Source organism: Bradyrhizobium sp. (genome assembly GCF_035701725.1).
Lineage (GTDB): Bacteria > Pseudomonadota > Alphaproteobacteria > Rhizobiales > Xanthobacteraceae > Bradyrhizobium.
Window position 1 is genome coordinate 48,220 of the sequence record NZ_DASSRP010000254.1, and the last position, 19,430, is coordinate 67,649.

Annotated in this window: 12 protein-coding genes; 4 read left to right on the top strand and 8 right to left on the bottom strand. The window is 63.1% G+C overall.

Annotated elements, in window-relative coordinates:
* Nucleotides 1-173: 173 nt before the first annotated feature.
* The 3 genes from VFL62_RS15215 (at nt 174) to VFL62_RS15225 (ending at nt 5,352) form a co-directional block, all read left to right on the top strand.
* A complete protein-coding gene (locus VFL62_RS15215) occupies nt 174-854 on the top strand; it encodes a response regulator transcription factor (protein WP_325173230.1) in 681 nt (226 codons plus the stop codon).
* On the top strand, nt 838-2,310 hold the full coding sequence (locus tag VFL62_RS15220) for a sensor histidine kinase (protein WP_325173207.1): 1,473 nt from the start codon (nt 838-840) through the stop codon (nt 2,308-2,310). Before VFL62_RS15215 ends, VFL62_RS15220 begins: the two co-directional genes overlap by 17 nt.
* Before the next feature lie 69 nt (nt 2,311-2,379).
* Nucleotides 2,380-5,352 (top strand): bifunctional [glutamine synthetase] adenylyltransferase/[glutamine synthetase]-adenylyl-L-tyrosine phosphorylase, encoded by a 2,973-nt coding sequence (locus VFL62_RS15225; RefSeq protein ID WP_325173208.1) that lies wholly within the window; start codon nt 2,380-2,382, stop codon nt 5,350-5,352.
* A 26-nt stretch (nt 5,353-5,378) separates the two neighbouring features.
* Here the strand turns inward: VFL62_RS15225 and VFL62_RS15230 are convergent, their stop codons facing one another.
* The 5 genes from VFL62_RS15230 to VFL62_RS15250 are packed head-to-tail and all read right to left on the bottom strand — an operon-like array spanning nt 5,379 to nt 11,359.
* Nucleotides 5,379-5,615, bottom strand: a complete 237-nt coding sequence (locus VFL62_RS15230; protein ID WP_325173209.1) for a formate dehydrogenase subunit delta — start codon at nt 5,613-5,615, stop codon at nt 5,379-5,381.
* Nucleotides 5,605-6,435 carry a formate dehydrogenase accessory sulfurtransferase FdhD gene (fdhD, locus tag VFL62_RS15235; RefSeq protein WP_325173210.1) on the bottom strand — a complete coding sequence of 277 codons (831 nt, stop codon included), beginning with the start codon at nt 6,433-6,435 and terminating at the stop codon, nt 5,605-5,607. The genes VFL62_RS15230 and fdhD overlap by 11 nt, the downstream gene beginning before the upstream one ends.
* Before the next feature lie 3 nt (nt 6,436-6,438).
* Complete coding sequence (gene fdhF, locus VFL62_RS15240; RefSeq protein WP_325173211.1) at nt 6,439-9,315, bottom strand: formate dehydrogenase subunit alpha; 2,877 nt, start codon at nt 9,313-9,315, stop codon at nt 6,439-6,441.
* A gap of 17 nt (nt 9,316-9,332) precedes the next feature.
* The gene (locus VFL62_RS15245; RefSeq protein WP_325173212.1) at nt 9,333-10,889 is read right to left on the bottom strand and encodes an NADH-quinone oxidoreductase subunit NuoF; all 1,557 of its coding nucleotides are present in this window, start codon (nt 10,887-10,889) and stop codon (nt 9,333-9,335) included.
* A complete protein-coding gene (locus VFL62_RS15250; protein ID WP_414644728.1) occupies nt 10,886-11,359 on the bottom strand; it encodes a formate dehydrogenase subunit gamma in 474 nt (157 codons plus the stop codon). Before VFL62_RS15250 ends, VFL62_RS15245 begins: the two co-directional genes overlap by 4 nt.
* Before the next feature lie 271 nt (nt 11,360-11,630).
* Here VFL62_RS15250 and VFL62_RS15255 point away from each other — a divergent pair, with 271 nt between their 5' ends.
* Nucleotides 11,631-12,521: a LysR family transcriptional regulator gene (locus VFL62_RS15255; protein WP_325173213.1), complete on the top strand. Its 891-nt coding sequence runs from the start codon at nt 11,631-11,633 to the stop codon at nt 12,519-12,521.
* Between the two features lie 2 nt (nt 12,522-12,523).
* Here the strand turns inward: VFL62_RS15255 and VFL62_RS15260 are convergent, their stop codons facing one another.
* From VFL62_RS15260 to VFL62_RS15270, 3 genes are all read right to left on the bottom strand, one after another.
* Nucleotides 12,524-14,848 carry a PAS domain-containing sensor histidine kinase gene (locus VFL62_RS15260; protein ID WP_325173214.1) on the bottom strand — a complete coding sequence of 775 codons (2,325 nt, stop codon included), beginning with the start codon at nt 14,846-14,848 and terminating at the stop codon, nt 12,524-12,526.
* 227 nt (nt 14,849-15,075) lie between these two features.
* The gene (locus VFL62_RS15265; RefSeq protein ID WP_325173215.1) at nt 15,076-16,455 is read right to left on the bottom strand and encodes a cation-efflux pump; all 1,380 of its coding nucleotides are present in this window, start codon (nt 16,453-16,455) and stop codon (nt 15,076-15,078) included.
* Between the two features lie 615 nt (nt 16,456-17,070).
* Nucleotides 17,071-19,329, bottom strand: a complete 2,259-nt coding sequence (locus VFL62_RS15270; RefSeq protein WP_325173216.1) for a YfhO family protein — start codon at nt 19,327-19,329, stop codon at nt 17,071-17,073.
* Nucleotides 19,330-19,430: the final 101 nt, after the last annotated feature.

The following is a 19,430-nucleotide window of genomic DNA, read 5'->3' on the forward strand; positions in this document are numbered from 1 at the left end:
ACGCCCCCCTCCGTCGGGAGGTCAAAGGGCGGTGAGGTCCCCCCAGCTTCACCGCCCGCTTTTTTTGATTTTAATTGGCTCAAAAGGGCGGGTCCGATCGCCTTGCATGAGGGCCCGGGTCACGCCATGGTGATGGAAGTTTCCACGTGACCGCGACCGCGACCGATACACAGATGCGCCTTTTGATCATCGAAGACGACCGTGAATCCGCCGACTATCTGGTCAAGGCGTTTCGAGAAGTCGGGTATGTCGCTGATCTCGCAGGCGACGGCGAAGAAGGGCTGGCGCTGGCGGAAGGCGGCGATTACGACGTATTGGTGGTCGACCGCATGCTGCCCAAGCGCGATGGCCTGTCGCTGATCGGCGCGCTGCGCGAGAAGGGCAACCGCACCCCCGTTCTGATCCTGTCGGCGCTCGGGCAGGTCGACGACCGCATCAAAGGCCTGCGCGCCGGCGGTGACGATTATCTGCCAAAACCCTATTCATTTGCGGAACTGCTCGCCAGGATCGAGGTGCTGTCGCGGCGCCGCGGCGGACCTGCCGAAGAGACGACCTACCGCGTCGGCGATCTCGAACTCGACCGCCTGTCGCACCGGGTGATGCGCGGCAAGGAAGAACTGACGCTGCAACCGCGCGAGTTCCGCCTGCTGGAATATCTGATGAAGCATGCCGGACAGGTGGTGACGCGGACCATGCTGCTGGAGAATGTCTGGGACTATCACTTCGATCCGCAGACCAACGTCATCGACGTGCACATTTCGCGGCTGCGCTCCAAGATCGACAAGGGTTTTGAGCGGCCGCTGCTTCATACCATTCGCGGCGCGGGATACATGATCCGTGACGGCATTCGGTAAGCTGATCCGAACCACGGCGTTCCGCCTGACGCTGTTTTATCTGTTCTTGTTCGCGTTGTTCGCGGCATCGTTGCTGGCGTTCTTCGCCTGGAACACACGCCACCTGATCACCGAGCAGATTACCGCCACGGTAAACGCGGAAACCGGTGAGGTCAGCGATATCTTCAGCCGTCGTGGCCTGCGTGGGCTGGTTCTCACCATTGAAAATCGCGCTCTGCGCCCCGGGGCCAATCTCTATCTCGTGACGACGCCTGCGGGGCAGGCGGTCGCCGGCAATGTCGGATCGCTTTCCCCGGGGGTCATGGGTACGATCGGATGGTCTGAAACCGCCTATCGCCGGCTCGACGATCAGGACAACGCCAATCATTTTGCGCTGGTGAAGGTCACCGAACTTTCCAGCGGCTTTCGCCTTCTGATCGGACGCGATCTCGAAGAGCGGCGCCGGATGATCGGCATCGTCGCCAAAGCCGCGCAGTTCTCGTTGCTGGTCGTGGTCGTGCTTGGACTTGGCGGCGGCATTTTCGTCGCCCGGCGGGTGCTGGCGCGGATCGATGCCATGACCGGCACAACCGAACGCATCATGGCGGGCGATCTGAGCGGCCGTCTTCCGGTTGGACGCAGCGGCGATGAACTCGATCGTCTTGCGAAGAATCTCAATGCCATGCTGGAGCGCATCGAGGCATTGATGATGGGGTTGAAGGAAGTTTCCGACAACATCGCCCACGATCTGAAAACGCCGCTGACGCGTCTTCGCAACCGTGCCGAGGACGCGCTGGCGAAATCGAGAACCGAGCCCGAATATCGCGCCGCGCTCGAGCGCACCATCGAGGAGTCGGACGGGCTGATCCGCACCTTCAATGCGCTCTTGATGATTGCCCGCGCCGAGTCCGGACAAGCTCGCGGCAATATGGATGACTTCGACGCCGCCGAGGTCGCGCGAGGCATTCACGAACTTTACGAGCCGCTCGCCGAAGACGATGGCATGACGCTGCACGTGAAAGCCGAACCGGCACCGATTCATGGCAATCGTGAGTTGATCAGTCAGGCGCTCGCCAATCTGGTCGAGAATGCCATCAAATATGGCAAGCCGATCGTTGCCACATTGCCGACGGGGGCGGGTGCGGGGCTGGAAGCCGATCCCAAGCAGATCCTGATCGAGGCCCGGCGTGTCGGCGATCAGGTTCTGTTGAGCGTCACCGACCACGGTCCGGGCATTCCGGTCGGCGACCGCAAGCACGCGGTCGAGCGATTTGTGCGGTTGGAGGCCAGCCGGACCCAGCCGGGTTCCGGCCTCGGCTTGAGCCTGGCATCGGCCGTGGCGACGCTACATGGCGGCGATCTCAGGCTCGACGACGCCCATCCAGGGTTGATCGCAACGCTGGCCATTCCGGCCCGGTCAGGGTCGAGCGATAGGCTTGCGGCTCAAACGGCGGATGTGCCACAGAAAGCGGCATGAATCGGGTTAGAAAAGCCGGCCCGTGCGCATCGATTTGACACCGGTAGTCCGTCTGGATCGACATTCCCCATGACCGTTCCCGGAATCCGTGATGCGGATGTCGAGTCCATGTCGCTGGCCGCGCGTTTCGCCGCCGGGCCGCTGTTGTCTGTGCCCGAAACGGCCGAGCAGCGTCTCGAGGCGTGGCGATCCGACCTCACCAGCGCCATCAGCGCCGAATTTGCGGGTCTGTTCGCACGATTTCCGCTGGCCAGGAGCATTTTCGCCGGCCTCGCCGAAGCCTCGCCCTATCTGTTCGACCTGCTTCGCGCCGACGCCTCGCGCGCGCTTCGCGTCTTGCAACGCGAGCCCGAACGGCATCTGACGCAACTGACCGAGGAATGCCGCCGAAAGGTGTGGGGTGCCTCGAGCGAAGCGGAAGCGATGCAGATTTTGCGGACGACCAAGGCCGAGGCCGCTCTGTTGATTGCGCTTTGCGACATCGGCGGCGTCTGGCCGGTCATGCAGGTCACGCGCGCATTGACCGATCTCGCCGTTACTTGTGTGCAATCGGCCTTGCACTTCCTGCTGCAGCAGGAAACCACGCGGGGAAGGATGCTGCCGTCCGATCCGGAGCATCCGGAGCAGGGCAGCGGCCTCGTGGTGCTGGCGATGGGCAAGATGGGCGCGGGGGAGCTGAATTTCTCCAGCGACATCGACCTGATCGTTTTTTACGACGCTGAATCCAATTCGCTCGCCCCGGATATCGAGCCGCAGCAGTTCTTCGTCCGTGTGGCGCAGGGGCTGTCGCGCATGTTGCAGCAGCGTAGCGGTGAAGGCTATGTCTTCCGGGTCGATCTGCGACTGCGTCCCGATCCGGCCTCGACACCGCTGGCGATCTCGATCCGCTCCGCGCTGCATTATTATGAGCGCGAGGGCCGCACCTGGGAGCGCGCGGCCATGATCAAGGCGCGGCCTTGCGCCGGCGATTCGCAGGCCGGCGAAGCGCTGATGGCGGAACTCTCGCCCTTCGTCTGGCGCAAGCATCTGGACTTTGCCGCGCTCTCCGACGTCCACGACATGAAGCGCCAGATGCAGACCTTTCGCGGTCAAAGCGACATTGCGGTCGAAGGGCACAACGTCAAGGTCGGGCGCGGCGGGATTCGCGAGATCGAGTTTTTTGCGCAGACGCAGCAGTTGATCACCGGCGGCCGCCATCCCGAACTGCGGGTGCGTCCGACGCTGGAGGCGCTCGATCGCCTCGCCACCAGCAACTGGATCACCTATGAGGCGCGCAACCAACTCACCGCTGCGTACGAATTCCTGCGGCGGGTCGAACACCGCCTGCAAATGGTTGCCGACGAACAGACCCATACGCTGCCGGACGATCCTCAAGCTGTCGAGCAATTTGCGCGGTTTTTCGGCTATCAGAGCCGCGCCTCGTTCGCACACGACCTGCTCGGGCACCTCACGATCGTCCAGGGGCATTACGCCAAGCTGTTCGAGGGCGATCCGGCCGGGACGGCCAAGTTGCCCGAGATCGATTACGGGGGAGGGCCGGACGACCCGCGCCTGACCGAACATCTGGCCTCGCTCGGCTTCAAGAAGCCGGTCGCCGTCGCCGGAACGGTACGGCAGTGGCTCGATGGCGACTATCGCGTATTCCGCAGCGAAGCCACCCGCAATTCCTTTGTCGAGTTCTTGCCGTCGCTGATCAGCGGCCTTGCCAATGCCGAAGATCCTGACAACGCCATCGTCGTCTTCGACCGCTTTCTCCAGGCCCTGCAGCGCGGCGGCAGGCTGTTCGTCCTGCTCAGTCAGAATCGCGATCTGGTGGCGCTGGTGGCCCTGATCCTGGGCGCGGCGCCACGGCTCGGCGATATGCTGGCGCGGCAGCCGCAGATCATGGATGGCCTGATCGACCCGCGCTTCTTCGGCGCGATGCCCGACAAGACCGAGTTGTCTGCGCGTCTTGCGGCGACATTGGAAGATGCCGGTTCTTACGAGGAGTTTCTCGACCGCCTTCGCCTGTTCGGCCGCGAGAGCCTGTTCTTGATCGGTACACGGATCCTGTCGGGTACCGTCTCGGCGCAGCACGCCGGCGTCGCCTTCGCCGACGTCGCGGAGGGCATCGTGCACACCGTGCATGGTCTCGTGACCGAGCAGTTCGCGGCACAGTACGGCCGGATCAAGGGGCAGGAAACCGCAATCCTGGCAATGGGCCGGCTCGGCAGCCGCGAGATGACGGCGGCCTCCGATCTCGATCTGATCCTGCTCTATGACTTCGATTCCGAGCATCCGGATTCCGATGGCGCCAAATCCCTGCATGGTGCGCAATACTTTGCGCGCTTCACGCAGCGACTGATCAGCGCCTTCACGACCCGCACCAATTACGGCGTGCTTTACGAAATCGATATGCGGTTGCGGCCCTCGGGACGTGCTGGTCCCGTGGCGTCCCATGTCGATGCGTTCGCCGAGTATCAGGAAAAGGAAGCCTGGACCTGGGAGCACATGGCGCTGACCCGGGCGCGGGTGATTTCAGCCTCTCCGCAATTCCGCGACAGGATCGAACGCGTCATTCGCGAGGTCCTGACCCGCCCGCGCGACGGCGCCGGCGTTGCGATCGACGTGGCCGACATGCGCCGCGCCATCGCGCTCGAGAAGGGCGAAAGCGACGTCTGGGACCTCAAGCACGTCGCCGGCGGGCTCGTCGATATCGATTTCATCGCCCAGTATCTGCAGCTCGCCTGCGCGGCCGAAAAATCGGAGATTCTTAACGTCAATACGCTGGAGGTGCTCGATAGAGCCGGGCGTCTTGGCGTATTGCCGGCTGCGTCAGTGGAAATTCTGCGGTCGGCCGCTTTGCTTTATCACGATCTGACGCAAATCCTGCGGCTATGCGTGAGCGATAAATTCGATCCGGAAACCGCCGGCCAGGACCTGCTCCGCATCATGGCCCGGGCGGGCGACGCGCCGGACTTCTCCTCGCTTCAGGCGCGCGTCAAGGAGACCGAGGCCGAAGTGCGGCGGGTGTTTCGCGCAATTCTGGAAGAACGCAGCTAGCCCGCCGTGCGTCGGCGGCGCCGCGGTCAATACGCCTTGACGCCAGCGGCTTTCAGCGAGGCGATGGCGTCACGGACGTTCGGATCAAGGCCCGCGCCGCCTGCGTCGAGATGCGCAAAGATCACCTTGCGCATCCGCGGGTCCCAGAACTTCTTGATGTGTTCGGCAACGCCGGCGACTTCCTTGTCGTGCCCCTGGCTCTGGAAAAACTTGCCGATTTGGTTGGCCATATAGACGAGCCGTTCGGCGGGATCATGCGACATGAGCGGTTCCTTGGGTGATCGCCGCTGAGGCGATGCGATCGGGATGGGTGAAAATTTCAAAACCGTCGGATCTCGCGACGGCGACAAGGGTAATTCCGGCGGCATCGGCCATCTTGACGGCGAGCGCGGTGGGGGCGGAAACGGCGACCATGACGGCCGCGCCGATCGCCGCCGTCTTCTGCACCATCTCGACCGATACGCGGCTGGTGAGAAGCACCAGTCCGTCGCCTGTCGAAGCCTTGGCATGCGCAAGCGCGCCGGCGAGCTTGTCGAGGGCGTTGTGACGACCGACATCCTCGCGGAGCGCAACGATGCCGGCGGCCGGTGTCCAGAAGGCCGCGGCATGGACCGCACGGGTCTCGACGTTGATCGGCTGCAGCGGCGGCATGCTCGCCATCGCGACCATGAGTTCTCGCGGGCTGAACGAGGTCCCCTTGCCGACGACGGCCGTCGGCCGCACGGCTTCGGCGATGGAATCGATGCCACAGAGTCCGCAGCCGGTCGGGCCGGCGATATGCCGCCGTCGTTCGCCGAGGCGGGCGGCTTTTTCTTCCGCCAGCCACATCCGCAGTTCCACGCCGTCATCAAGGTCGACGATATCGAGCGAGGAGATTTCGTCCGCCGACTGCACGATCCCTTCGTTGAGGCTGAAGCCGACCGCGAAGTCTTCGAGATCTTGCGGCGTTCCCATCATCACGGCGTAGGTGCCGCCGTTGTACGTCAACGCCAGCGCCGTTTCTTCCGGAATCGCACGCAGGCCCTCGCTGAGGCGGTTGTCCCGCCACGCCAGACGACCCACGGTGCGAACCGGATCGCGCAACGGCTACTCCGCAGCTTCCACAACCGGCGCAATACGCCGCGAGTGACGCGCCTGCTCCTCGTAGGCCTTCTGCCATTCCGACGGACCGTTGGAAGGCGAGATTTGCACCGCCGTGACCTTGTATTCGGGGCAGTTGGTTGCCCAGTCGGAGAACTCGGTCGTGATGACGTTGGCCTGAGTGTCCGGATGGTGGAACGTGGTGTACACGACGCCGGGTGCGACGCGATCGGTGATCAGCGCGCGCAGGGTGGTTTCGCCGGCGCGGCTCGCGAGCCGAACCCAGTCACCGTCACGCACGCCGCGCTGTTCCGCATCGTGCGGGTGGATCTCGAGCCGGTCTTCCGCGTGCCATACCACGTTTTCGGTCCGCCGCGTCTGGGCGCCGACATTGTACTGGCTGAGGATGCGTCCGGTGGTCAGCAGCAGCGGGAAGCGCGGTCCGGTCCGCTCGTCGGTCGGGATGTACTCGGTGAGGACGAACTTGCCCTTGCCACGAACGAAGCCGTTCATGTGCATCACCGGCGTGCCTTCCGGCGCCTTCTCGTTGCAGGGCCACTGCACCGAGCCGAGTTCATCGAGCTTGGCGAAGGAAACGCCCGCGAAGGTCGGGGTCAGTGCCGCAATCTCGTCCATGATCTCGGACGGATGATTGTAGTGCATCTCAAAGCCCATCGCCTTGCCGAGCTGGATCGTCACCTCCCAGTCAGCCAAGCCATTGAGCGGGGTCATCACCTTGCGCACGCGCTGGATGCGGCGTTCCGCGTTGGTGAAGGTGCCGTCCTTCTCCAGGAAGGTCGAACCCGGCAGGAAGACGTGCGCGTAGTTTGCCGTCTCGTTGAGGAAGAGGTCATGAACGATGACGCATTCCATCGACGACAGCGCCGCCACAACATGCTTGGTGTTCGGATCCGATTGCAGGATATCTTCGCCCTGCACGTAGAGACCCTTGAAGGTGCCTTCGATCGCGGCGTCGAACATGTTGGGAATGCGCAGGCCGGGCTCGGGGTTGAGCTTGACGTTCCAGGCCGCCTCGAACTGTTCGCGCACCGAGTCGATCCCGATGTGCCGGTAGCCGGTCAGCTCATGCGGGAATGAACCCATGTCGCAGGAGCCTTGCACGTTGTTCTGGCCGCGCAGCGGGTTCACGCCGACACCGGGGCGTCCGATGTTGCCAGTTGCCATCGCGAGGTTGGCGATCGCAATCACCGTCGTCGAGCCCTGGCTGTGTTCGGTGACGCCAAGGCCGTAATAGATGGCGCCATTGCCGCCGGTGGCGTAGGTGCGGGCCGCTTCGCGCAACGCCTTCGGATCGACGCCGGTCATGATGGCGGTCGCCTCGGGGCTGTTCTTCGGCAGCGAAACGAAATCGGCCCACTCCTGGAATTCGTCCCAGTCGCAGCGTTCGCGAACGAACTTCTCGTTGACGAGGCCTTCGGTGACGATGACATGCGCCATCGCGGTGAGCACGGCGACATTGGTGCCGGGCAACAGCGGCAGATGCAATGCATCAATGTGCGCCGAGTGCACCATTTCGGTGCGGCGCGGATCGATCACGATCAGCTTGGCACCCTGACGAATCCGCTTCTTCAGGCGGGAGGCGAACACCGGGTGGGCAGCCGCCGGGTTGGCGCCGATGATCACGGCGACGTCGGTGTCCTCGACCGAGTCGAAATCCTGGGTGTCGGCCGAGGTGCCGAAGGTGGTGGCAAGGCCATAGCCGGTCGGCGAGTGGCAGACGCGGGCGCAAGTGTCCACGTTGTTATTGCCGAAGCCGGCGCGGACAAGCTTCTGCACCAGGTAGGTTTCCTCGTTGGTGCAGCGCGACGACGTAATGCCGCCGACGGCGTCGCGGCCGTACTTCTGCTGGATGCCCTTGAACTTGTCGGCGGCGAACTTGAAAGCCTCATCCCACGACACTTCGCGCCAGGGATTGTCGATGCTCTCGCGGATCATCGGCTTGAGAATACGTTCCTTGTGGGTGGCGTACCCATAGGCGAAGCGGCCCTTGACGCAGGAGTGGCCGCGGTTGGCCTTGCCATCCTTGTACGGCATCATCCGGACCACTTCCTCGCCGCGCATTTCCGCCTTGAAGGAGCAGCCGACGCCGCAATAGGCGCAGGTGGTCACGACGGAGTGCTCCGGCTGGCCGATCTCGATCACGGACTTTTCGGTCAGCGTCGCAGTCGGGCAGGCCTGGACACAGGCGCCGCAGGACACGCATTCGGAGCCGATGAAGGCTTCGTTCATGCCGGGCGAGACGCGGCTGTCAAAGCCGCGACCGGAGATCGTCAACGCGAAGGTGCCCTGGACTTCCTCGCAGGCGCGCACGCAGCGCGAGCAGACGATGCACTTGGACGGATCGTAGGTGAAATAGGGGTTGGATTCGTCCTTCGGCATCCAGGCCGCGTTGGTCTCGCCGTTATTCTTGGCGAAAACGTGATTCTCGCCGTCGTAACCGTAGCGTACGTCGCGCAAGCCGACCGCGCCCGCCATGTCCTGCAATTCGCAGTCGCCGTTGGCGGCGCAGGTGAGGCAGTCCAGCGGATGGTCGGAGATGTAGAGTTCCATCACGCCCTTGCGCAGCTTCTTCAGCCGCTCGGTCTGGGTATGGACCACAAGGCCGTTCATCGCCGGCGTGGTGCAGGAGGCCGGCGTTCCGGCGCGGCCTTCGATCTCAACGAGGCACAGCCGGCAAGAGCCGAAGGCGTCGACCATGTCAGTCGCGCACAGTTTCGGGATTTGCGTGCCGGCCTCCATGGCCGCCCGCATGATCGAGGTGCCCTCCGGCACGGTGATGCTCTGACCATCGATGGTCAGCGTGACCATGGTCTGCGATTTGGAGCGCGGGGTTCCGAAGTCGGTTTCGTGGATCAGCGACATGGCGATCTCCTTAAAATCTATTCCGCAGCCTGCAGGCTCTTGGGAGCCGGGCCGAAATCTTCCCTGAAGTGTTTTAGCGCGCTCATGACCGGGTAGGGCGTGAAGCCGCCCAGCGCGCAGAGCGAGCCGAATTTCATGGTGTTGCAGAGGTCTTCGACCACCGCGAGGTTTTGTTCGACCCGTTCGCCGGAACGGATCTTGTCGATGGTCTCGACGCCGCGGGTCGATCCGATCCGGCAGGGCGTGCACTTGCCGCAGGATTCGATCGCGCAGAACTCCATGGCGAAGCGGGCCTGTTTCGCCATGTCGACGGTGTCGTCGAATACCACGACGCCGGCATGGCCGATCAGGCCGTCGCGCGCCGCAAAGGCTTCGTAGTCGAACGGCGTATCGAACAGCGCGCGCGGGAAGTAGGCGCCCAGGGGACCGCCGACCTGGACCGCGCGCACCGGGCGTCCGGTAAAGGTGCCTCCGGCGATATCGTCAACGAGTTCGCCAAGGGTAATACCGAAGGCGGTTTCGAACAGGCCGCCAAACTTGACGTTGCCCGCCAACTGGATCGGCATCGTGCCGCGGGAGCGGCCCATGCCGAAGTCGGCATAGGCTTTTGCGCCGCCGGCGAGAATGAAGGGGATCGCCGCGAACGACAGCACGTTGTTGATCACGGTCGGTTTGCCGAACAGGCCCTTGTGCGCCGGCAGCGGCGGCTTGGCGCGGACGATGCCGCGGCGGCCTTCGAGACTTTCGAGCAGAGAGGTTTCCTCGCCGCAGACATAGGCGCCCGCGCCGACGCGCACTTCAAGGTCGAAGGCGTGCTTTGAGCCGCAGACGTTCGAACCCAGATAGCCTGCGCGCCGCCCGACCGCGATCGCGGCGCTCATCGCCTCGATCGCGTGCGGATATTCCGAGCGAATGTAGATGTAGCCTTTGGTGGCGCCGACGGCGACGCCGGCAATGGTCATGCCTTCGATCACCAGGAAGGGATCGCCCTCCATGATCATGCGGTCGGCGAAGGTGCCGCTGTCGCCTTCGTCGGCGTTGCAGACGATGTACTTCTGATTGGCGCTGGTTTGCGCCACGGTTTTCCATTTGATGCCAGTCGGAAAACCCGCGCCGCCGCGGCCGCGCAGTCCCGAGGCGGTGACGTCGGCGAGAATGGCGTCGGACGTCAGCGTCAGCGCGCGCTCGAGCCCCTTGTAACCGTCATGGGCGCGATAGTCGTCGACCGAACGCGGATCGATGATGCCGCAGCGCGCGAAGGTGAGGCGGGTCTGCCGCTTCAACCACGGAATTTCCTCGGTGAGGCCTTGGCAGAGCGTGTGCTGGCCATCAGCCAGGATCGCGTCCAGCACGGAGGCGGCGTCGGCTTCCTTCACCGGTCCAAAGGCAACCCGCCCCTTTGGCGTGGCAACCTCGACCATCGGTTCCAGCCAATAGAGGCCGCGCGAGCCGGTGCGGACGATTTCGATTTGTGCATTGCGCTTGGTGGCGGCCTGTTCCAGCGCCGCCACGGTTTCCTCGGCGCCAACGGCAACGGCGCCGGCATCGCGTGGAACGAAGATACGTAGTGTCATCGCTGGGCCTCCGCGATCAGCGCGTCGATGCGTGCTTCATCCAGCATGCCGACAACGCGGCCATCAAGCATCGCCGAGGGGGCTGTGGCACAAAGCCCGAGACAGTAGATCGGTTCCAGCGTCACGCGCTCGTCCGGCGTGGTGTTGCCGATCTTCACCCCGAGCTTGGCTTCGGCCCGCGCCGCGACCGCATCGCCGCCGGCCGCCTGGCAGGCCTCGGCGCGGCACAATTTCAGCACATGCTTGCCAGCCGGCTTGCGGCGAAAATCATGGTAGAATGTGAAGACGCCATGCACCTCGGCGCGTGACAAATTCAGTGCCTCCGCGATCATGGGAACGGCTGGTTCCGGCACGTAGCCGAACGCCTCTTGCAGTGCGTGGAGGATCACCAGCGTCGCACCTTCCAAGTGGGTGTGCTCCGCTATGATTTCAGCCCCGCGCTTTTCGTCCCATGGTTCGTAGATGGACATGATCTGCCTTCTCTGTCAGTAGTTTATCACCGACTACTCAAAGACGGAATCATTCTAAGAATCAATAAAGCTGTCCCATGCTGCAATAGCGAAAGGCAATCGATAGGGAAGTGATATCAGTCGATATCGGATCGCGATGAGCCGTCGGTTCGGTACCCTCGCAAGGCCCGGTTCTAGCCACTCGGGACTTGCCTCGATATGGGACTTTTGGCCCAATTTTGCGAGGGTTCGGCCATGATATTCGTTGGCCCGCAAACTGTTGAGGAACGCCTTGATCGATAAGCTTGAACTTCTGCTGGCACTGGCAAAAGAGCGCCATTTCGGGCGGGCGGCGGAAGCCTGCGGCGTTACCCAGCCGACGATGTCGACCAGCCTCAAGCAGCTCGAGGAAATTCTCGGCGTCATGCTGGTGCAGCGCGGCTCGCGCTTCCAGGGCTTTACGCCCGAGGGCGAGCGGACGCTGGATTGGGCGCGGCGGATCGTCGGCGATGCGCGCGCCATGCGCCAGGAAATCAACTCGCTGAAGGAGAAGCTCTCCGGCGAAATCAGGATCGCCGCGATTCCGACCGTGCTCGGCATGGTGGCCTCGCTGACGACGCCATTCCGCGCCCGCCACCCGGATGTGCGGTTTCGCGTCGTCTCCTGCACCTCGGCCGACGTGCTCGGTCTGCTCGAAAACCTCGAGGTCGATGCGGGGCTGACCTATATCGAGAACGAGCCGATCGGCAATGTTCGCACCATCCCGCTCTATAATGAGAGCTATCGTCTCCTGACCTCGCCTGATGGCGAATTCGGCGACCGCGAGCAGGTAACATGGTCGGAAGTCGGCAAGGTGCCGCTGTGCCTGCTGACGCCGGATATGCAGAACCGCCGCATCATCGACCGCGCGCTCAAATCGGCAGGCGTCGAGGTGACGCCAACGCTGACATCGAACTCGCTGCTCGTACTCTATACACACGTCAAGACCGGCCGTTGGGCGAGCGTGATGCCGGCCAAGCTTGCGGAAACGCTGGGGCTTGCCGACCGCGTCCGCAGCATCCCGATCGTCGACCCCGTGGTCGACTACAGCATCGGCATGGTGGTGCCGCAGCGCGACCCCATGACGCCCCTGATCGCGGCGCTGGTTCAGATCGCGCGCGAGGTGGCGCCCTCGCTGGCGTAGTTTCACGCCGCGGCCGCGACCTTGCCGACGGCGCGGTGCGCATCGCGCGGCAGGCAGACCCGAACCACCGTGCCGCTGCCAAGCCTGGAGCGCAGCCGCATCGAGCCGCCATGCAGATTGGTCAGCGACCGCGCGATCGCAAGCCCCAGCCCCGAGCCGTGATAGGTCTTGGTCAACTGGCTCTCGACCTGCTCGAACGGGCGGCCGAGACGCTTGAGCGACTGCGGCGCGATGCCGATACCGGTGTCGGCGATCAATAGCACCACCGAATCCCCGACCTGCCGGCTGCGGACCGTGACGCGACCGCCGTCCGGGGTGAATTTGACGGCATTCGAGAGCAGGTTGACGACGATCTGCTTGGTGGCGCGGCGATCGGCCACCACCGAGATCGAACTGTCGATGTCGGCATCGAGGTCGAGGTTCTTGTCGTTGGCCCGGCCCGAGACCACGCGCAGGGATTCGGCGAGCGTCTTCGACAAATCGAGCTCTTCCATATCCAGCTTCATGCGGCCGGCCTCGATCTTGGACATGTCGAGAATGTCGTTGATCACCTCGAGCAGGTAATGCCCGCTGGTGAGGATGTCGTGGCAGTATTCCTGATACTTCTCCGAGCCGAGCGTGCCGAACATGCCGCTGCCCATGATTTCCGAGAAGCCGATGATGGCGTTGAGCGGCGTGCGCAGTTCGTGGCTCATATTGGCGAGGAATTTGGACTTGGTCTGGTTGGCTTCCTCGGCGCGGGTTTTCTCCCGGGAATACTTTTCCGCCAGATCCGCAAGTTCGAGCGCCTGCCGTTCAAGTTCGCTCTGCGAGCGCTTCAAGTCGATGACGGTGGCGCGCAGGCGCAGGTCGTTGTCGACCAGTTTCTGCTCGTGCTCCTTGATGCGGGTGATGTCGGTGCCGACCGACACGTAGCCGCCGTCCTTGGTCCGCCGCTCCGAAATGTGCAGCCAGTTGCCGTCGTCGAGTTGCGCTTCGAAGGTGCGCGCGCCCGGCGCCTGATTGGCGACTTCGTGCAGGCGGGTGCGCACCTCCGGCATCCGTCCGACCTCGATCACGGTCTCGTAGGAAGTGCCGGGGATAACCGCTGAGTCCGGCAGCTTGTGCAGGCGCTGAAAGTGCGAGTTGCAGAGCACGAGCCGGTCGCTCGCATCCCACAGCACGAAGGCTTCGGGAATGGTCTCGATCGCATCGCGCAGGCGCAGGTCGGCCTCGACGGTCTTTTCGGCAAGGCTCTTCTGCTCGGTGATGTCGACGGCAATGCCGATCAGATGCAGCCCGGCATCGGCCGCGCCCTGGCTCAGTTCGCACCGCACGCGCAGCCAGATCCAGTGGCCGTCGGTGTGGCGCATGCGGAAGGTATGGTCGATATAGTTGATCTTGGCGGAGATCAGCTGGTCGGCGATCTCGAACAGATCGATATCGTCCGAATTCACCAGCGCGTTGACCTCGCCGAAGGTGAGGAGGTCGCTGCGGTTCTCGAGCCCCAGCATCGTGAACATCGATTGCGACCAGAAAATCTTGCCGCGCGACAGGTCCCAGTCCCACAGCCCGCAGCGGCCGCGATTGAGAGCGGTATCGATGCGCCCGCGCACGGCGTCGTTGATCAGGTCGCCCTCGCGGGCGCGGGTCGATTGCCAGTGGAAGGCAAAGCCGAGGATCAGCACCACGAAGCCGGTGGTCGCCGACAGCGTCACCGACAGCGCCGCATCGGAGCGCCAGATCGAATCGGTCTTTTCCTGGATCACGATCACCTGGCCGGGCAAGGATTTCACCGTGCGGCGGACCGCCAGTGCGCCGTCGCCGTTCGGCAGCGTGATGTCGGTAACGGCTGCCGGTTGCGCCTGAGAGGATGAGGGAACGACGGCACTGATGATTTCGACAAGGCCGCTGGCGTCGCCGATGGCGGCCTCGACCGGCACGCGGGCGAGAATCCGCTGATCGACGCCGGTGACGATGACGTGGCGTCCGGCCGCGATCGCCCAGGACGGAATGAGGCCGGGCAACAGCAGCTGCAGCCGCTCGAACGAAGCGGCACGATCCTGGTGGACCGACGCGATCCGGTCGAGCCGTTCGGCGAGCAGGTCAGCCAACGCCGCGAGCTCGCGTTTGGCGGCCGCGCGCTTCTGGCGGTTCTGGTCGATAACCTGGACGAAGGCGCCGAGAAAAATGGTGATCAGGAACGCGATGATCAGAGTCGGTACTGCACGACGGAGCGCTGGCTCCGCTAACAACAGCCTGTGATAGGCTGGCTTCGCGATCGATTGCGCCAATCCCTTGATCGAATCGGATTGGACGCACGCGTTCGCCGCGTGAGCGCGCGCCATCCCGTCTGCCCCCTTGGAAAAACTTTGAGAACCACCCCGTTCGAGGAGAATCGCCGCTCCCCGAATCAGGTTTCATTTGAATCCACTTTTCCCAGACTGTCGAGAGTCAACGATTCCTTAAGGCAAATAAATCTTGTCCACGGCGAATCGCGGTCACCAAAAAACCCGGAAAAAGCCGGGCGAAGTTGAGTCCGAAACGGGAACGTGCGCCCGCCAAGCATATTGCGTCATGCGTTGGGTGGCTCGGCATGACTGATGACGCGTTTGACGCTCGGGAAGGCGCGTCGCAGCGCGCGCTCGATCTCGTCGACGCTCTCGTGCACCTTGATGACGCTCATCGAGGGCGCCGCGCGGCAGTGAAAGTTCACGATCTCGCCGGCGTCGGTGTCGCGCACCCGCACGTTATGGATATCGTGGATCGCGCTTGCGGCGGCGAACGTCGCGAGCGCGTCGCGGATGGCCTCGACCCGGTCCGGCGCGGCATCGGAGCCTTGCGGCAGTTCCGGTTCCAGCGGCTCGATATGGGTGTCGACTTCGACATCTTCGCCGAATTCGTCGCGAATGTTCCGCTCGAGGCCCTGAGCGATGTCGTGGGCGGCGATCAGCGTCATCTCGCCGTCGACTTCGAGGTCGATCGAAACGATGAGCTTGTCGCCGAGATCGTGGACCGTGACATGATGAACCGCGAGACCGGCATTGCGGGCAATGACCATCACGCGTTCGCGGACGCTCTCATTGTCGCGCGCGACCGGAATCGCGGTGAAGGTGAGGTCGGCATCCTCGAACAGCGCGGAGACGGCCGCTTGTGCCTTTTGTTTGATCTCATCGACCCGGTCGATCGGGAAGGTGCGCGGCACCAGCACGGCGGCGTCGATGAAATGCGTCGATCCCACCATGCGCACCCGCATGCGATCGATGCCGACCACGCCCGCGACAGCGCGGATCGCGGCGGCGGCTTTGTCGGCGGCGCCTTCCGGGGCGCGATCGAGCAGGGTTTCGACGGTCGAGCGGGCAAGCCGCATGCCGAGCATCGCGATCACGATCGCAATGGTCGCGGCGGCGGCGGCGTCACCCCACCAAAAGCCGAGGCCGGAGAGCGTGAGGCCCGCGATGACCGCGATCGATCCGAGCACATCGGATGCAAAATGCAGCGCGTCGGCGGCCAGCGCCTGGCTTTTGGTCTCGTGCGCCGCGCGATGCAGCGCCCGTGCGCGCCAAAGATTGACCGCGATATCGAGAATGAGCACGACGAACGGGATCGCCGACAAGGTCGGAGGCGGGGTTCCTTCGCGCAAGCGGCTATAGGATTCCACCAGAATGCCGCCGGCCAGCACATAGAGCATGGCGATGATGCCGAGCGCCGACACACTTTCGAGCTTGCCGTGTCCGTAGTGATGCTCATCGTCCGCCGGGCGGTCGGAGACGCGCACCACCATCCAGGTGACGATGGTCGCTCCGACGTCGACGGCGGAATGCAGGGCTTCCGAGATCAGCGCCAGGCTCCCGATCGCGATGCCGACCACGAATTTGGCCGCGGCCATGCCGGCGCTGGCGAAAATCGAAATCGCCGCGACGCGCGACTTGGCGGGATGAACATCGTGATTCATGGTGGCGGTTTAGCAGGCCATCTTTAACGATTGAAGTACGTCGAAATACTGCTGTTGCTAGTTAGTCGCATTAACGTGAGAGGAGCGCATACGTGCTCTTTCTCGCGGCGCGCGACGCCCGAGCTTTGGTCTTAGTTTCGTCGCCCTGAAGAAGAGGGCGCAGGGAATGCCGGATGCCAGGCGCACCCGCAGCCTCGCGTGCAAGGTAAAAAAGCACACGAGTTAGTCACCACAGGTTCGCCGGAGCAGCCCGGCATTCCCTGCGCGATGGTGTTAACAGCTTCCTTCGTGCTCGCCCCGGAGACCGGGCTTTGTTGTCTCCGTGGGTGACAACGCTCGCGCGTTGCACCGGATATCAGCGTCGGGATATCAGGCCCACACGACTTCGCCGTCCGCTTCCGATGCGCTCGTCAGTCGCACCAAACGCGTCCATCGCATCCCGCAACCCAACGTTCGTGACGATCGCGAAGCGCCCCTCGAGTGAGGCGGGACGAGCGGAATCACTAAGGCTGCTTCTAGCAAATCGCGAAGCGGAATATTTTTCGCGAAAGGACTGGACAGGCGACGCAAATCAGTTGCCTTGGGGCCGCGAGGCGGTCCTGGCGTAGCTGATCTTCATTCCGTCGATGTCGTCCCGTGACCCGAAGCGAAAACTGTCGCCAATGCATTTGCGAGATTCTGCGGCGTAAACGGCGCAAAATGGATCGATACGCGGTGGGTGCCGGACGGAACTTCTACCGCAAGAAATAGCTGTGCCGCGCGCAGAATAGGCCTTTCTTGTCCGTCGACTTCCGCTACCCAGCCCGGATAGTAGAGATCGTGCACCAACAAGAATTTCGCGGTTTGCGATGTGGTGACGACATCGAGCCGGCCCGGAGCTGACGATGCAATTTTCGCGAAGCTTGTGTTGGAATCTTCGGATCGCGACGGCAACCGCTGATCGAGCTCGCTGACCAGGCTCACCCGAGGCAATGCCCCGGGAATCCGGTAGATCCAGATAGGTGGGCCAGAGAGCAGGAGTTCGGACGCTGGTACCGCCGAAAGGCCCGGCAGACTTCGCAACGGTGAGCCGAGAACGAGATAGGTCAAGCCGAGCGCCTTCGCCAGCGAACAGTCGTAGTTGTCAAATGAAGGCGGAAATTGGCGCAATGACACGTTCCAATTCTGCTCGCCGGGCGAGACGAGGCGATCGTATGCGCCGATCCGCAGCGGATTGTATCCGTTGATCGCTTCCCAACCGCGAACCATTGCGAGGTTCTGCCAGGGTCCGCCAAGGCCCAGAACTTCGATCCGTGGGTATTCGCCGCGGCGGCGGTCGGCTGCGAGAGACCTTTCCAGTAACCGGATCGCCTCGGCGTCCGGACCAGACGGTGCCTCGAGGACCGCGTAGACACTCCATGGTTCGGCGTTCAATCGCGATGCGGTATTCCACCACATCAACTCGCTGACGCCGGCAAGAACGAGAAGCCACGCCGCGAAAGGGCGGGTCGCTTCGCGTCGCATGGAAAGAAGAGCCGCGCCGGCGGCTAGCATCAATGTCAATGAAATGAGTGCCTCGCGCCCGGCTTCCGCCCCATGTCCGGTCCTGGCCGAGAACACAATCGCCGAAGCAATTGCTGCAAAAAATGCCGCGACCGCCAGCAAAGCGCTCCATGGTCGCAATTTCGGCAAGCCGATGCGGACGTAGTCGGCGAGGCAATGACCGACAATAAAGGCGGTCGCAATCACGAAAATAAAACTGGCGTCGGTCGGCCGGCGGAAAAGATCGATGCCGGGAACAAAGCTGAATGCCGTGCCATAAAACGGCGTGTAGCGCCCCAGCATGAAAAGGCAGGCGATTGCGAGCGCGCCGGCCATCAGGCGGCGCCCGATCTCCCAAGCGCGGTGTCCGGCAACGCCGAACCAGAGCAGAAGCAGCGTCGGCACCGAGCCAAGAAAAAGGTAGTTTTCGGAATCGTCGGTGAGATCGACATCCGCCAAAGTCGCGGCGCCAGGCCCCCAATAGGCTGAGTGGGTGCCGAAGATATTGGGAACTGCAACGTTCGCAAAGTTCGCCGGATAGAGCGAGCCTCTCAGAGCGTCACTGAGCCCTTCATTGGGCCGGTTGGACAAAATTGCAAATTGCATGGTCAGAAGCAGCGGTATCACCAGCAGCGCAGCTCCCACGACCGTCATGACGGTGAGCACACCAACTCGTTCCCGCAAATATCGCGCGAGGGAATGAGCGCTGATTGTTTCTGCGACAGCAGCCGCAACCAGCAGCGCGCAAAGCAGCAAGGCCACCTGGTTGCGGCCCAGCGCCATGGCTGCCGCGACAACGGCAAAGGCAACGGCCAGGCCGTATGAGCGCCGCTCAAGCGCGAGATGCAGAAGCAGCAGCGCCAACGGAAAGGCGCTGTAGCTCAGGATAATCCCGGTATGCTGGAGACGCCCGGAGGCGGGACCGCCAAGCATGAAGATTGTCGCGGCCAATACGATGCTTGCCGAAGGCCAGCGCGCGCGCCAGCCGATGAAGACCACTGCCAGGCCGCCAATGAGCAGGTGAGCTTGGACCACCATGTCGAAAGCCCGCATCGTGGGAAAGCGGGCGATTGCTGCCCAGACGATGAAGACCGGCGCGAAAATCAACGACTGCGGGTCGGCAGCGCTGGGATGCCCGCCATAGTGGTACGGATTCCAGAACGGCCACGCGCCGGAATGCAATGTCTCCGATAAAAAGCGAAAGAACGCATAAAACTGATTCTTGGAGTCCCACGGCACCACCGCGTCCTTGATGGTCCGGTGTAAGGCCGAAATGACCGGGATTGCCGAGACGAGCACAACCGATGTTGCTAGCCTGCCAAGGGAAATTCGATTTTCGGGCGGTGCGGTCACGATTTTACGCCTTGGTGTGCCTGCTCACGGGTCGCAGCAAAGGAACTCCTTCCAATCCCACTCGTTTCCTCTCTCGGTTTCTGGACCGGGATGGGAAATTC

Excerpts from the sequence above, each read along its gene's own strand:
- VFL62_RS15215 (WP_325173230.1), top strand. The coding sequence starts at position 174 with ATGCGCCTTTTGATCATCGAAGACGACCGTGAATCCGCCGACTATCTG.
- VFL62_RS15225 (WP_325173208.1), top strand. The coding sequence starts at position 2,380 with ATGACCGTTCCCGGAATCCGTGATGCGGATGTCGAGTCCATGTCGCTG.
- VFL62_RS15230 (WP_325173209.1), bottom strand. The coding sequence starts at position 5,615 with ATGTCGCATGATCCCGCCGAACGGCTCGTCTATATGGCCAACCAAATC.
- fdhF (WP_325173211.1), bottom strand. The coding sequence starts at position 9,315 with ATGTCGCTGATCCACGAAACCGACTTCGGAACCCCGCGCTCCAAATCG.
- VFL62_RS15245 (WP_325173212.1), bottom strand. The coding sequence starts at position 10,889 with ATGACACTACGTATCTTCGTTCCACGCGATGCCGGCGCCGTTGCCGTT.
- VFL62_RS15250 (WP_414644728.1), bottom strand. The coding sequence starts at position 11,359 with ATGTCCATCTACGAACCATGGGACGAAAAGCGCGGGGCTGAAATCATA.
- VFL62_RS15260 (WP_325173214.1), bottom strand. The coding sequence starts at position 14,848 with ATGGCGCGCGCTCACGCGGCGAACGCGTGCGTCCAATCCGATTCGATC.
- VFL62_RS15265 (WP_325173215.1), bottom strand. The coding sequence starts at position 16,455 with ATGAATCACGATGTTCATCCCGCCAAGTCGCGCGTCGCGGCGATTTCG.